Annotated in this window: 11 protein-coding genes and 1 riboswitch; of the genes, 8 read left to right on the top strand and 3 right to left on the bottom strand. The window is 45.4% G+C overall.

Annotation, left to right across the window (positions count from 1 at the left end; genetic code table 11):
- Nucleotides 1-190 precede the first annotated feature (190 nt).
- Nucleotides 191-1,594 carry a recombinase gene (locus P5674_RS19505; protein ID WP_315670214.1) on the bottom strand — a complete coding sequence of 468 codons (1,404 nt, stop codon included), beginning with the start codon at nt 1,592-1,594 and terminating at the stop codon, nt 191-193.
- Between the two features lie 224 nt (nt 1,595-1,818).
- Between P5674_RS19505 and P5674_RS19500 the strand changes: the two genes are divergently transcribed.
- The 4 genes from P5674_RS19500 (at nt 1,819) to P5674_RS19485 (ending at nt 6,117) form a co-directional block, all read left to right on the top strand.
- A complete protein-coding gene (locus P5674_RS19500) occupies nt 1,819-1,983 on the top strand; it encodes a hypothetical protein (protein ID WP_014275947.1) in 165 nt (54 codons plus the stop codon).
- A gap of 352 nt (nt 1,984-2,335) precedes the next feature.
- Nucleotides 2,336-3,160, top strand: coding sequence for an SDR family NAD(P)-dependent oxidoreductase (locus P5674_RS19495; RefSeq protein ID WP_006617122.1), 825 nt, complete (start codon nt 2,336-2,338; stop codon nt 3,158-3,160).
- Between the two features lie 199 nt (nt 3,161-3,359).
- Nucleotides 3,360-3,752: a DUF1622 domain-containing protein gene (locus tag P5674_RS19490; protein WP_006617121.1), complete on the top strand. Its 393-nt coding sequence runs from the start codon at nt 3,360-3,362 to the stop codon at nt 3,750-3,752.
- 553 nt (nt 3,753-4,305) lie between these two features.
- Nucleotides 4,306-6,117: an ABC transporter ATP-binding protein gene (locus P5674_RS19485; protein WP_014275945.1), complete on the top strand. Its 1,812-nt coding sequence runs from the start codon at nt 4,306-4,308 to the stop codon at nt 6,115-6,117.
- Between the two features lie 56 nt (nt 6,118-6,173).
- Here the strand turns inward: P5674_RS19485 and P5674_RS19480 are convergent, their stop codons facing one another.
- Together P5674_RS19480 and P5674_RS19475 are read right to left on the bottom strand one after the other, a co-directional pair.
- Nucleotides 6,174-6,656 (bottom strand): pentapeptide repeat-containing protein, encoded by a 483-nt coding sequence (locus tag P5674_RS19480; RefSeq protein ID WP_006617118.1) that lies wholly within the window; start codon nt 6,654-6,656, stop codon nt 6,174-6,176.
- Between the two features lie 93 nt (nt 6,657-6,749).
- Nucleotides 6,750-7,034 carry a hypothetical protein gene (locus P5674_RS19475; RefSeq protein WP_006617117.1) on the bottom strand — a complete coding sequence of 95 codons (285 nt, stop codon included), beginning with the start codon at nt 7,032-7,034 and terminating at the stop codon, nt 6,750-6,752.
- A gap of 103 nt (nt 7,035-7,137) precedes the next feature.
- Nucleotides 7,138-7,299: riboswitch (cyclic di-AMP (ydaO/yuaA leader) on the bottom strand.
- Between the two features lie 291 nt (nt 7,300-7,590).
- Between P5674_RS19475 and bchD the strand changes: the two genes are divergently transcribed.
- From bchD to cax, 4 genes are all read left to right on the top strand, one after another.
- Nucleotides 7,591-9,582: a magnesium chelatase ATPase subunit D gene (gene bchD, locus P5674_RS19470; RefSeq protein WP_014275943.1), complete on the top strand. Its 1,992-nt coding sequence runs from the start codon at nt 7,591-7,593 to the stop codon at nt 9,580-9,582.
- A gap of 251 nt (nt 9,583-9,833) precedes the next feature.
- Nucleotides 9,834-10,796 (top strand): Npun_R2479 family HD domain-containing metalloprotein, encoded by a 963-nt coding sequence (locus tag P5674_RS19465; RefSeq protein ID WP_172973411.1) that lies wholly within the window; start codon nt 9,834-9,836, stop codon nt 10,794-10,796.
- A complete protein-coding gene (gene ligA, locus P5674_RS19460) occupies nt 10,793-12,844 on the top strand; it encodes an NAD-dependent DNA ligase LigA (RefSeq protein WP_126277512.1) in 2,052 nt (683 codons plus the stop codon). The genes P5674_RS19465 and ligA overlap by 4 nt, the downstream gene beginning before the upstream one ends.
- Before the next feature lie 121 nt (nt 12,845-12,965).
- Nucleotides 12,966-14,081 (top strand): calcium/proton exchanger, encoded by a 1,116-nt coding sequence (gene cax, locus P5674_RS19455; protein ID WP_152088384.1) that lies wholly within the window; start codon nt 12,966-12,968, stop codon nt 14,079-14,081.
- The last annotated feature ends 109 nt before the right edge of the window (nt 14,082-14,190 follow it).

Below are 14,190 nucleotides of genomic sequence, written 5' to 3'. Positions count from 1 at the left end.
GTATCGTAATGCGGATAAGGGTTTCCAGATAATGGGGGCGGTGGGACTTGAAGCCAAATTACAGCCTATAACCCCTATTCTACCGTTACTCTAGTGCACTCAAAAGCGATCGCATTATTAGGAGAGAGTGCAAAATGAAACCCCCTAGGTATTTAGCCTAGAGGGTATTGTGTTGTGGGTTTATTGGGGGTTAATCGTCTAACTGATAGATTAATCTAAGTCCTGCTTTCATCTCTGGTGATTCTGGGTTAATACCATGATTGAGTAGTGTTTGTTTTGCCATATCTAGTGGCAATGGTTGCCTTTGATGTCTTGTCAGGATACCTAACTCTGTGGCAAGGTTGCGACGTTTTTTGTACTTGCTGTCATTAACCGTTACCGAGTGACCAAACGAACGCGCCCTGATTTCCTGTGGTATCCCGTTCATCTCCCCTAGTTGGTTTCCAAGATGTCGAAAGGCATAGGCTTGAGTTAGTCCCCAATTATGTCGTGATAACCATTTACGGTGATTATCGTTAAACTTGCTAGGGTCTTTGGATTCTGTGATAGGTAGACAAACGTTATGAATCCCTAAGCGGTTAATCAGAGTCTTGTCTTTTGACATTGGGATAGCTAACCGCCAGCCTGTCTTGGTGCTACCACCAAAGTAAGTAAACTCACCAATAACCAGCACTAACTCAAGGTTGTTAGGGTCAGATACAGCCGGGAAAGTGATACCGTCAACCGTAATGGCTTTGGTTAAGTTTTGACCTGCCGCAACTTCTGACGGTCTCAACCCGTATAGGGTACACATCGCACTAACCCAGCACCAACCATCACGCGCATTATTGTCTGTGACAGAACGATAATCAGTGTTGCGTTCTTTGTCTAGTAAACTTAACAAGGTATCCAAGTCTATACTTTGGGATTCAGCAAATACTGTTTGGGTTGGGTCAATCTTTTCCAGTTTCTCCAATGCTTTTTTGCAGCCAGCACGTTCTGCTACTTGTCTTAATCGATAGTAACGATTTTTGAAGTCTTTGTGACCTACCGGACTACTGCCATCTTGTAACGGGCTATATAACGCTTCTTTTATACCCTCCCAGCTCACATAAACATCCCAGTCTGTGACTTTGTTAAACACAGTAAGAAAACAGCGTTTAAATGATTTTTGGTCACTAGCCATATCGCGAGAGCGCTTCCGTTTAGTGTTCTTGTGTACCCCATTAAAGTAATCATCTTCCATCTCTTTAAACACTTGGCGATAGGTGATTAAGTCGTTTTCTAGGGGAGTTTTGTTTTCGTCAAGAATAGTGGCCTTGTACCAGTCCAGCCATTCAGACACCGACTGAAATTGTCCGTCAAGGGATTTATGAACTAACCAAGCCTTGTCAACAGCCTTGCGGATACCCTCTGGGGTAAACTGACAATTACAGCCCCGTTGTTTACGTCCCCCCGTTTCCGGGTCAGTGGTGATGTCTAGTTGGATTGTCCCCCGGTTACGTTTAATCCTGACACCCTTGGGACATTGTTTGCGGGATAGATTAAAAAACTCAAGGATATCCTGAAAACCTTGATATATGCCGCTGTGTGTACTGTTTGTACTTGCACTCATAATTGCACTCTCTCCTAATAATGCGATCGCTTTTGAGTGCACTAGAGTAACGGTAGAATAGGGGTTATAGGCTGTAATTTGGCTTCAAGTCCCACCGCCCCCATTATCTGGAAACCTGCAACCTGTAACGGTTGTGGGTTTTTTGTTTTGGCGCGCCACTTTGGTCTCATAATACCTCGCCCCTGACTCTATGGATTATTGCGGCTTAGTTACTTATCCCGTCAGTGTTTGAAGGCGATCGCTACTTTTTACTCCCATTACTCAGATCCTCTGTTACCATCGGCGATCGCCTGCTGACAATTACTCTAAAACTCCCTACAGTCAAGGTTTTGCCAGATTGTAAAGAAATGTTAAAGCGTTTTTTATTAAAAAATGTTGCACAAACTTGATTTTGTTGCTAAAGTGTGCACTGCGAACAATAGTAAGTAAAAAAGAGAAAGTAAAAAGGAGAACTGTGAGCTATGTTGTACGCTACCGTGACCTGTGATGTATCCTCAGTCAGCAACTGAGTTGAAGCCTCGATTCGTTCATATCATCATCAGCAAACTGAGTATGAGCTATCAATCAGCAAACTTTCCGCTCCAGAAACGAGAGCTAACCCAGAGGGATTTTGTTGTTCTTCACAATTTTAGCGTCCGCCTGGGTTGAACAGAATTTAGTCCAATCAATTGATTTAGCCGCCACTGTAGTGGAGTCCTAGTGTCGTGGCGGTAATTGACCACACACAGACAGGAGATTTTTATGAATATCCAAGGTATTACAGCCCTAATTACAGGGGCTTCCCGTGGTATCGGACGAGCGATCGCCCTAGAGTTAGCCCGCAATGGCGTGGGTCGTCTGTTATTAGTCGCCCGCGATCGCCAAAAATTAGCAGAATTGGCAGCAGAACTCAGCGACATGGAAGTAGAAGTGATCACCCTCGCCCTAGATCTCACACAGCCAACAGAAGTCAATATTGCCCTAGCCCAAGCATGGCGAACTCACGGCCCCATTGATTTATTAGTGAACTGCGCTGGGGTCGCCCATCAAACCCCCTTCTTGAAATCCAAATTACCCCAAGTCCAAGAAGAACTATCCCTCAACCTGATGGGACTTTACACAGTCACCCGTGCGATCGCCCGACGTATGGCCACCCGAAACCAAGGAACCATCGTCAATGTCTCCAGTCTCATGGGCAAAATCGCCGCTCCCACCATGTCTACATACTCAGCCACTAAATTCGCCATCCTAGGCTTTACCGAAGCACTAAGGTCCGAATTAGCCCAACACAATATCCAAGTTATGGCCTTACTTCCCACCCTCACCGATACAGACATGACCCGCCGCCTGCAACTATTTCGCTGGGTCACTCCCATGACCCCCCAACAGGTCGCCCAAGTCTTAATTATCGGAGTGCGGAAAGACTCCCCAGAAATTCTTGTAGGTTGGCAAAGCCACCTAGCCGTTTGGTGTCGTCGCATTGCCCCCTGGGTAATGAACAAAGTCTTAAAAATGGCATCTCCCCTTTCTCGGAATTATCCCCAGTCTCCCACAGCTTGGCGGCGAGTAGGTGCTGCTTCCCGCTAACCTCTCATTCCACAATCGACAATGGATAATTAATAATCTCGTAGGGGCGGGTTCCCCAGTTAATTAGATTTTTCACAAATCATATTACTAAACCCGCCCTATCCCACCAGGTAATTAACCAATCACACATCTCTGACAGTGCCCGCATCTTCTTTGCTAGAATCATTTATTGTTAATTCTCATTTGAGCAATCATCAACATGATTTTAAACGGTCTAGCCACTGAACTTTCAGGCATTGTAGTTTCCTTAAATGGAATTTTAACAGGATTTTGCCAACTGTTGGCATTATTTGTAATTGCCATTGGCGTGACCCGTGCTTTAATCATTTTTATTAAAGATGCTTTATTTCAAGCTCAAGCTACCGACGCATTTCAACGAGGCCGTTTAGTCATGGGTTATTCATTTTCCCTAGCCCTCAGTTTTCTAATTGGGGCAACTATTTTAAAAACCATGATTTCTAGCCGTTGGGATGATATTGCCCGGTTAGCTGCTATTATTGCCGTGCGGACTGTGCTAAATTATCTCTTACTTCAGGCAATTAGTAAGGCAACTCCAGAAGTGCAACAAATTAGCAATCCCGCCGAAACCTAATCAAAAACTACAGAGCATCTCACTACTAAATACTTGTAAATACTTGTCAATTGCTCAGGAAGCCGCCAGGCTGACCTAGAGGGGGTCAGCTATATGCTTCCCCCCTCTAGAGCCTGTCAGTTTTCCATACCTTAAAAAGAGTAGGCTGTCTGTAGTGCCCACCCAATTAGAAGGCCGATACTACCGAGAATGAGAAGTGAAGAAACAATCACAACCGTGGGGCTATCTGCTCCCTTAAACTTCATAATTCCTCGATCTAGGTCTGATGGCATATACACTTACTCCTACTCTAAGTTTTGTTTGAGTCCAACTAAGCAGGTTGGAGATCTTCCCTCTTCACCTACCTAGATTTTACCCAAACAATAATTATACAATATCTAGTGCTTGTTAGCTATAATTTGCCCTTGACAATACCCCCAGCCGATCGCCTACCTAGGGCAGACTGTATCAGCCAGCTAGTCATCCCAGTTTGACCTCTGCCAAATTGTCAGAAATCTATTATAATGGTAGCTTTGATATTTTCACTGACATTAAAAACACCATTTTAGCAGTCATGGGTACTTTTCGCGAGATTTGTCAATACTATCGAGATTATCGTTTATTAGCAATTATTAGTATCAGTGCCTCTAGCATTTTTGAACTCATTGATTTGCTAGTCCCCTATGCGATCGGACAGATTTTAAATGTCCTATCTGGTCAAGGCGCAGATGGCTTAATACAGCTAACAGTTACAGCGATCGCCTCCTCAACCGGGCTTCCAGACCAACAGACCACAGCTTTAATCATATTACTAGGTATCATTTTTTTGGTCACCGTTATCAAAGCACCCATTCAGCCTTGGCTAGGCTCATGGTTTCACTGGTTAATTCCCCTAGCCGCACGCCGAGATCAACATCATAATGCCATCCAAAAAATCTTAACTTTACCCCTGGAATTTTACGAAGAAAATAACCCCGGTCGCATTGCGAACCGCATCACCAAAGGCATCACTAACCATACCTGGACTTACCCCGAAATAGCAGGTCAATTAATCCCGAAACTCGTGCGAGTCATCGGTATTTTTATAGTGATTTTTTTCATTCAGTGGCAAATAGCCATATTTTTCTTAGTTTCTTTTGTATTTATTCTGTCCTTTACCCTCATCAAACTTCGACAGATAATTAGATTAGAAACCCGACTAGACAGCCATCAAGAAAACACCGAAAGTCGCAACTCAGAAATCATCACTAACATCAAAACCGTCAAAGCCTTTGCTACCGAAAATCAGGAACTCCAGCGACAAAGCACCCGCCTAAACCGAGAGTTAACTGTCGTTATCCATCGCATTCACCGAGACTATGTAAAACTGGCTACCTATCAAACTACCACCGTGCAATTTTGTTTATTTATGGTCTTAGGTTTTACCTTGTTTGCTACCTTGGGCGGCCAAATGTCTCTGGGGTATTTTGTGGTTACTTATACCCTGGCTAGTATGGCTTATTCCGAACTAACTCCCATTAGTTTATTGGCGGAAGTTTTTGCGCGGCGCTATTCTTCTATGGTGCGTTTTTATGAGTTTATGCAGTTAAAAGATGGACAAGATGCCATCCAATTAAACTCTGATGATAATCAGGTCTCCTATCAATTTAAGGGTCAAGTTAAATTGGAAAATTTAACCTTTGGCTATCTTCCAGAAAAACCAGTTTTGCAGGATATTAACTTGTTGATAGAACCTTGTCAAACTGTAGCGCTGGTGGGTCATTCTGGTTCCGGTAAGTCTACCTTGGTTAAGCTATTATTTCGCTACTTTGAACCTAGTCAGGGTCGCATTTTAATCGATGATAAAAATATCCAAGATTTGAATGTTACCGCCTATCGACGACGTTTAGCTATAGTTCATCAAGATGTTGATATCTTCAATGGAACCTTGTTAAATAACCTCACCTATGGCAACCCCAAAGCTACCCTAGATGAAGTTAACGAAGCCTGTAAAATTGCTCGGGCAGATGAGTTTATTAATCAACTAGAAAAGGGTTATTATACTACCGTGGGAGAACGAGGAATGCGCCTCTCTGGGGGGCAAAAACAGCGGTTAGGTATTGCTAGGGCACTGCTAGTCAATCCTGATATCTTGATTTTTGATGAAGCTACTTCTAGCTTGGATTATGAATCAGAACGTTCCATTCAAATCGCTATGCAAAATATTCTGGGAACTCGCACTACAATTATTGTGGCTCACCGCCTCAGTACCATTCGGGAAGCTGATAAAATTGTGGTACTAGATAATGGTAAAATTATCGAAATAGGTAGTCATGATGAGTTACTCAATAACCGGGGAATTTATCGAAGATTACACGCACTCCAAGAAACTGGGGATGTGATTTAAGTAGAGGCGAGGCGGGCTAATTTTAGCCTGCCTTGTCACAAGGGTTTTAACTACTTTTAACAAGGCCCCTCTGAACCGTCTGGCATAGTCGCGCCGCAAAAGGTCGCCCCCTCTAATCTAGCATTATTTAGGTTGGCATTATTCAAATTAGCCTGATCTAAATTAGCACCTTCCAGAAAGGCGCGATACATATCTGACCAGGATAAGTCACTATTAGAAAGGTTAGCTTGTCTCAGGGTGGTGCTGTGTAACTTGGTATCTCGCAGGTCTGCACCTGCTAAATTCGCCCCAATTAGGTTGGCTGAACTTAGATCCGCACCTCTCAATTTTGCCCCCCGCAGGTCACTATTTTGCAAATTAGCACCTATGAGAGCCGCGCCGTCTAATTCGGCTTCCTGTAGGTTGGCTTCGCTGAGGTTGCACTGCTGACACTGTTTGGTATTTAGCAATTGTTGGATGTCTCGGGGTCGGGCGGCGATCGCCTCAATTCCTAACCCTATTACAGCCATAAGACCGGGAACAACAACTATTAATTTCATCGAAAACCTGATTAATACTAGCCCGACTTTGACATCATACTATATTATATGGGGGCTAAGTCAGCGAAAATCTCTTAGCCCCTTTTATTGATTTCAATAGGCTACAGTCATGTTAACATATTTACTAACTACGGTAATCACCTCCTGATAATTTTTGAATAGACGGTAGGTTGATAGGGTATTATTTACGAACATCGGTAGGGCTGGAGTTGGCATTAATGTGGTGATAAATGTATTCACAATGCACCACACAATCACCAAGGTAATGCAGGCGATCGCTGCAATTGTTACTAGGTCACTACTTTTTAGTCGCAGAAAACCTATGTACGTCGCCTGTCCAGGCAGCGTCATTAAAGACAGGGGTATTTTAGGTGTCATCACTAACCGCTCAGAATCTAGGGTGGGTATAACAAACCAGGTCTATACCAACCTAAGGAAACTGAATTGCCAAGCTATCTAATTGTCTTAGAAAGTGTGCGCCTCAGCCTCCTCTCAATGCCTACGGAGTTAGCTGACGGGCTAGGGCTGAGAGTTGCCCTTCTCTTAATCTCTGTCGGTTGTTGACAGAAACAGCTTGCGAGATTAGCCCCAAAAATTTGGTTCCTCCGCTCCGACCACATCACCGCGTCTGCACCTGCTCGAAAAGTACATAACGGCAATGTTTTACTTTCGCCGGATTAGGCTGACTGTTTGTTTTCTATATAATCCTATTCTAAATTAGAAAATATCAAATCGTCAAGAAATTGTGAAATTTTTTTTTGACAGGGTAACAACGGACTATATTCTCAGGGGGAAGGGTAGCTATAACCCGGAGGCGATCGCCGATCGCCCTAGATTGAGAACACCCTAACAGGGGGATTGTGGGGGAGGATGTCAATTGGAAAATTTCCCCTTTAGTGCTAAAGTTAACTGTTGACCACTACTGACAAGAACCATGTCTGCGCCCCCTAGCGCCCCAACCGTAACAACATTTCCCCTCGCCGCCGTGGTGGGACAAGAAGCGATTAAATTTGCCCTGCTGCTGGCTGCAGTTGATCCTGGCTTAGGAGGTGTGGTAATTGCTGGACGGCGGGGAACCGCTAAATCAGTGATGGCCAGGGCTCTCCATGCCTTATTACCGCCCCTAGAAGTAGTTAAAAATGCGATCGCCAACATTGCCCCCAACTGGGAAGCCGGAGAACCCACCCCAGAAACCGAAATAATCCCCGCCCCCTTTGTACAAGTTCCCCTAGGGGTAACAGAAGATAGGCTGATAGGTTCAGTAGACGTAGAAAAATCCGTTAAACAGGGCGACACCGTATTTCAACCGGGCTTATTAGCCACAGCCAACCGAGGAGTCCTCTACATTGACGAAATCAACCTCCTCGATGACAATATAGCCAACCTGCTGCTAACAGTTTTAACGGAAGGGCGCAACGTCATTGAAAGGGAAGGCATCAGCTTTGAACACCCCTGCCAACCCCTATTTATAGCGACCTATAACCCCGAAGAAGGTCCCCTGCGAACCCATTTACTCGATCGCATTGCCATAGCCCTATCTGCTGATGGAGTCCTGAGTTTAGATCAACGGGTGCAAGCAGTAGACCAAGCCCTCGATTATTCCCAGTCTCCCGAGGCATTTCTCCAGCAATATACAGAAGACTTAGATAACCTGAAAACCCAAATTCTCCTAGCCAGAGAATGGCTAAAAGATGTCACCATCACCTCAGAGCAAATTCTGTACCTGGTAGAAGAAGCCATCAGAGGCGTAGTTTCTGGACACCGAGCGGAACTATTTGCGGTGCGAGTAGCTAAGGCTTCGGCAGCTTTAGATGGTAGAAATAGCGTTAATGCTGACGACTTGCGGCGGGCGGTAGAATTAGTGATTGTACCCAGGGCGACAGTAATTCAGACCCCCCCAGAAGAACAACAACAACAGCCACCACCCCCACCACCGCCCCAAGGTGAAGAGGAACCCGAACCCGAAGACGAAGACGAAGACGAAGACGAAGAACCCGAAACCGAACCCCCAGAAGAGGAACAAAATAGCATCCCAGAAGAGTTTGTGTTTGACCCGGAAGGGGTGGTGCTAGATCCAACGGTGCTGTATTTTTCCCAAATGGCGAACCGACAGGGTAAAACTGGCAGCCGCAGTATGATTTTTTCAGAGGATCGCGGTCGGTATGTTAAACCAATGTTACCCAAGGGTAAAGTACAACGCATTGCGGTAGATGCTACCCTACGGGCGGCAGCACCCTATCAGCGATCGCGACGGTTACGATATCCTGAACGTCGGGTAGTTGTAGAATCGGGAGATATTAGATCTAAGCGCCTAGCGAGAAAGTCCGGGGCTTTGGTGGTGTTTGTGGTGGATGCTTCCGGGTCCATGGCCCTGAACCGGATGCAGTCGGCCAAAGGGGCGGTAATGCAACTGTTAACTGAGGCTTACCAAAGCCGCGATCAGGTGTCCTTAATTCCTTTCCGAGGGGAACAGGCGGAAGTTTTGTTACCGCCTACTCGGTCAATTGCGGCCGCCAAACGACGCTTAGAAAGGATGCCCTGTGGGGGTGGATCTCCCCTGGCTCACGGACTCACCCAAGCCGTGCGGGTGGGGATGAATGCTAAACAGTCTGGAGATATCGGACAGGTGGTAATTGTGGCAATTACCGACGGCCGAGGTAATATTCCCTTAGCCCGATCGCTCGGTGAACCTATCCTAGAAGGTGAAAAACCCGATATTAAAGGGGAATTGCTGGAAATTGCTGCCAAAATTCGTGGTTTGGGTATTCAATTGTTAGTAATTGATACCGAAAATAAATTTGTCTCGACAGGTTTTGCCAAAGAATTGGCGAAAACGGCAGGAGGTAAGTATTATCATTTACCCAAAGCCACAGATCAAGCGATCGCAGCTATGACCCAAAACGCCATTCGCGATGCGATCGGTTAAAGTATAGATAACCAATAGTTTTTCCATGGAACCTGTTATTTCCCATTCTGGGGAAAACCATCCCCAGGCAGGTTTCGCCTCCCACAAGCGAGTTTTTCCAGGCTCCCAGAAATATTCCGTCAATTGGTAATCTGTCCCCCTGGTCAAAATTTGCCTATAATACCGGAAAACAGTTAGTCAAAACCCTAGACTAATATTGTGCTTCCCAATGCTCAGGATTAACCAATCGTGTTTGTGAGTTATTTATGAGTATGTTTAATGCTACTGCAATTCTCATTGATGCCTTCGTCCAACGCCTACAAGCTGGCTACCGCCGTACCTATGGGGGATTTAAACCAGACTACCCCGAAATTATTGCTTGGGCGGGTACAATGGCTTTGGAAAATATCGCCAACTGTGACGCTTTATACCACAATGTCGAACATACTATGCTCGTCACCCTAGTAGGACAGGAAATTCTGCGCGGGAAGCATATTCGAGAGGGAGGAGTCACCCCAGAAGACTGGTTACACTTTACCATTTCTCTCCTATGTCATGATATCGGCTATGTGAAAGGAGTATGTCGGCGAGACCAAGACGCTAATGGTTTATATGCCACAGGAATTGATGATGGTATGGTTTCCATAAGTTCAGGCGCGACCTCCGCCAGTCTCACCCCCTACCATGTCGATCGCGGTAAATTAGTCATAGATGAACGCTTTGGTGGTCATAAACTAATTGATGCCGAACAAATTAAACGCAACATTGAACTAACCCGGTTTCCCGTCCCGGCTGATGAAACTTACCAAGACCGCCATAATTACTCAGGACTGGCGCGCGCGGCTGATTTAATCGGTCAACTCAGTGACCCTCGCTACCTCAGAAAGATTAGTTCCCTATTCTACGAATTTGAAGAAGTCGGTACTAATAAAGTCCTAGGCTACAAAACCCCCGGCGACCTCCGTAATAATTACGCTAAATTCTACTGGAATGGCGTATTTCCCTATATTCCCGCCGCCTTGCGATACCTACAACTGACCCAGGAAGGTAAACAAGTTGTGGCTAACCTATACGCTAACGTTTTCCAGGTAGAAAATGAACGGCGTATCCTCAGCGAAAGCGAGAAATATCTGCCCGAAAATTCATCCATTGGTGAAGAAAATGGCTACAAGGGCGACAAAAACGGTAGTTCAGACCTGCCCAAATTTAGCGAAATGTCTAATTTGAATCTGTGATCGTGAATCACCAAACTCCAACGCCGGAAATTTCCCAAAAACTTGCACAATTGAGGCTAACTGTCCAACGGGCTAGTTATGCCTATTATGTTTTGGATGATCCTATTATGGAGGATGGGGTTTACGATCGCCTTTATCGGGAACTGCAAGAACTCGAAAACCAATACCCAGAACTAATTTCTCCCGATAGTCCTACCCAGAGAGTCGGAGAAAAACCCGCTGCTCAGTTTCAGTCCGTAACCCATAATATTCCCTTATACAGCCTGGAAAATGCCTTTAATATGGCAGAACTCCAGGCTTGGGATGAAAAATGGCGACGCTTTCTGGGTGACTCACTACCCCAAGATCCTAAATACATTTGTGAACTCAAAATCGATGGTTCAGCGATCGCCCTCACCTATCATAATGGCATATTAGTTAGGGGTGTGACTCGTGGGGATGGAGTCACCGGGGAAGATATCACCCAAAATGTTAAAACTATCCGCTCTATTCCCCTAAAATTACATCTGGATAACCCGCCGCCTGTCGTGGAAGTTCGGGGGGAGGCTTTCTTATCTAACCATATTTTTGTCCAAATTAACCAGGAGCGACAACAGACCGGAGAGCCACTATTTGCTAACCCTCGTAATGCCGCCGCCGGAACCCTGCGACAACTTGACCCCCGCATTGTCGCTGACCGACGCTTGGATTTTTTCGCCTATACCCTACACCTAGACTCCCCAAATTTACATGATCATTGGGATTGTCTGGAGTTGCTCCAAAAAATGGGCTTTAAAGTCAATCCTAATCGCCAACTGTGTCAATCTTTGCTGGAAGTTCAGCAGTATCTTGAGACTTGGGAAACTCAGCGCCGAGAATTACCCTATATGACTGATGGGGTGGTGGTTAAGCTAAATTCCCTCAGTCTCCAAAAACAGTTGGGAGAAACGAGAAAATTTCCCCGCTGGGCGATCGCTCTTAAATATCCGGCCGAAGAATTGCCCACTAAGATTATATCAGTCACTTTCCAGGTGGGACGTACCGGAGCCTTGACTCCGGTGGCTGAACTTGAACCCGTACAGTTAGCCGGAACAACTGTTAAACGCGCTACACTTCATAATCAAGATCGCCTGACTGAATTAGACCTGCATATTGGCGATACGGTAATTGTCCGCAAGGCTGGGGAAATTATCCCGGAAGTGGTGCGAGTATTGCCAGATTTGCGACCAACTGGCGCTAAACTGGTGACTATGTCGACTCATTGTCCTGAGTGCGGCGAAACTGTGATCAAAACACCAGCCGAAGCAGTCACCCGCTGTATTAATTCTTCTTGTCCGGCTATTGTGCGGGGTTCTATTATTCACTGGTGTCAAAGACCAGCTTTGGATATTAATGGTATTGGGGAGAAATTGGTTCAGCAGTTGGTTGATGCTCAGTTAGTGCGATCGGTCGCTGACCTTTATGATCTTAATATGGATCAGTTGCTTGAGTTAGACCGCATGGGTGAAAAGTCCGCCCAGAAAATTCTGGCGGCGATCGCTACTTCTAAACAACAACCCTGGCATCGAGTATTATATGGTCTAGGTATTCGTCATGTCGGAAAAGCTAATGCTGACTTACTCGCTCAAAACTTCCCTAGTTGTCAGAGTTTGGCGGCGGCTTCTTCTGCACAAATTGAAGGCGTTTATGGTATCGGCGCGGAAATTGCTACCTCTGTTTATCAGTGGTTCCAAAATCCTGCTAATATCAGTTTATGCGATCGGCTTCAACAAGCCGGTCTACAGCTTACCAGTGTGCCGTCAACTGCACCCAAATCTACTCACCAAGCGCAACCTTTCGCCGGTAAAACCTTTGTACTTACCGGAACATTACCGACTCTCAGCCGAGATCAAGCTAAATCTATGATTGAGAATGCCGGGGGTAAAGTCACTAATTCCGTTACCAAAAAAGTCGATTATTTACTACTAGGAGAAAAGCCAGGCTCGAAACTAAAAAAAGCCCAAGATTTGGCTATAGCCAATTTATCAGAATCAGATTTTTTGGCAATGATAAAATCTGCTAATTTTTAATGATAATTAAACCCCGAAGCAATCCACAGATAAGCCTTTGGCTTGATGAGCCAATATAATCTACCTGGTTAATTTGGGGTTATATAAACTAAATGTCCGGCATTTTTCACCCTCTTTATCTATGCTAAAAACCAATCAGATTATTTCCCTGCTGCTCATCTTTATTCCCATTTCCATAGTGGGGGAATATTTGCACTGGGGAGCCACTATAATCTTTATAACCGCCGCCCTAGCCATTATTCCCCTAGCTGCTTGGATGGGGACAGCTACCGAAGAGATAGCAGTAGTTCTCGGCCCTAATTTAGGAGGGTTAATGAATGCTACATTTGGCAATGCTACTGAATTAATTATCGGTTTTGTGGCTCTCAAAGCCGGATTAGTAGAGGTGGTCAAAGCCAGTATTACCGGGTCAATTATTGGTAACTTATTACTGGTGATGGGTTTAGCCATGTTTCTGGGAGGATTAAAGTTCAAAGAACAAGAATTTCCCCCAGTCGTGGCTCGTCTGAATGCCTCAGCCATGACCTTAGCAGTAATTGCTATATTAGTTCCTACCGCCGTAGATGTCACATCCATCGGCATAGAAGAAAGCACGATGCAAACTCTGTCCGGTGCGGTGGCGCTAGTGTTGATTATAGTTTATATTCTCACCCTACTATTTGCCATGAAAACCCACTCCTATTTATATGATGTGGGATTAGCAGAAAACGAAGTTGAGGGAGCATCAGGGGAAGAAATATCAGGGGAATCTCACCATAAAATCAATCTAAAATTATGGATTGTGGTGCTTTTAGTGGCTACAATTATGGTGGCGGTTGAGTCGGAGCTGTTGGTAGGTACTCTGGAAGAGGCCACCGAGAGTCTGGGTTTGACCCCCCTATTTACCGGGGTGATCCTAGTTCCAATTATTGGAAATGCAGCCGAACACGCCACTGCTGTGACTGTTGCTATGAAGAATAAAATGGCTCTGTCGGTGTCGGTGGCTGTCGGTTCGAGTTTACAGATTGCTTTATTTGTAGCACCAGTGTTGGTTCTGGCGGGGTTGGTCTTGAATCAGCCCATGGATTTGGACTTTAACCCGTTTGAATTGATAGCTGTGGCTGTATCGGTGGCGATCGCTAATTCCGTAAGTTCTGACGGCCGTTCAGACTGGCTAGAAGGGGTTTTGCTCCTGGCTGCGTATATGGTTTTAGGAATAGCCTTTTTCTTCCATCCCATTATGGAAACATCAATGTAACCCGGTTTCTACGTTGACTCCCAACCAGCAAGCCACATTATTGGTAGCTTGTTATTGACTACTCCCCGCGCTAAAGCGACGGGGATTCCCCGGAGGGATTACAGCACTT

The organism is Limnospira sp. PMC 289.06, from assembly GCF_032350395.1.
GTDB classification, from domain to species: Bacteria; Cyanobacteriota; Cyanobacteriia; order Cyanobacteriales; family Microcoleaceae; genus Limnospira; species Limnospira platensis.
The sequence above is the reverse complement of the archived record's forward strand: the minus strand, read 5'-3'. Positions and strand labels throughout refer to the sequence as shown.

What these genes read in the sequence shown, in the direction of transcription:
- P5674_RS19505 (WP_315670214.1), bottom strand. Translation starts at nt 1,594, where the DNA reads ATGAGTGCAAGTACAAACAGTACACACAGCGGCATATATCAAGGTTTT.
- P5674_RS19495 (WP_006617122.1), top strand. Translation starts at nt 2,336, where the DNA reads ATGAATATCCAAGGTATTACAGCCCTAATTACAGGGGCTTCCCGTGGT.
- P5674_RS19490 (WP_006617121.1), top strand. Translation starts at nt 3,360, where the DNA reads ATGATTTTAAACGGTCTAGCCACTGAACTTTCAGGCATTGTAGTTTCC.
- P5674_RS19485 (WP_014275945.1), top strand. Translation starts at nt 4,306, where the DNA reads ATGGGTACTTTTCGCGAGATTTGTCAATACTATCGAGATTATCGTTTA.
- P5674_RS19480 (WP_006617118.1), bottom strand. Translation starts at nt 6,656, where the DNA reads ATGAAATTAATAGTTGTTGTTCCCGGTCTTATGGCTGTAATAGGGTTA.
- P5674_RS19475 (WP_006617117.1), bottom strand. Translation starts at nt 7,034, where the DNA reads ATGACACCTAAAATACCCCTGTCTTTAATGACGCTGCCTGGACAGGCG.
- bchD (WP_014275943.1), top strand. Translation starts at nt 7,591, where the DNA reads ATGTCTGCGCCCCCTAGCGCCCCAACCGTAACAACATTTCCCCTCGCC.
- P5674_RS19465 (WP_172973411.1), top strand. Translation starts at nt 9,834, where the DNA reads ATGTTTAATGCTACTGCAATTCTCATTGATGCCTTCGTCCAACGCCTA.
- cax (WP_152088384.1), top strand. Translation starts at nt 12,966, where the DNA reads ATGCTAAAAACCAATCAGATTATTTCCCTGCTGCTCATCTTTATTCCC.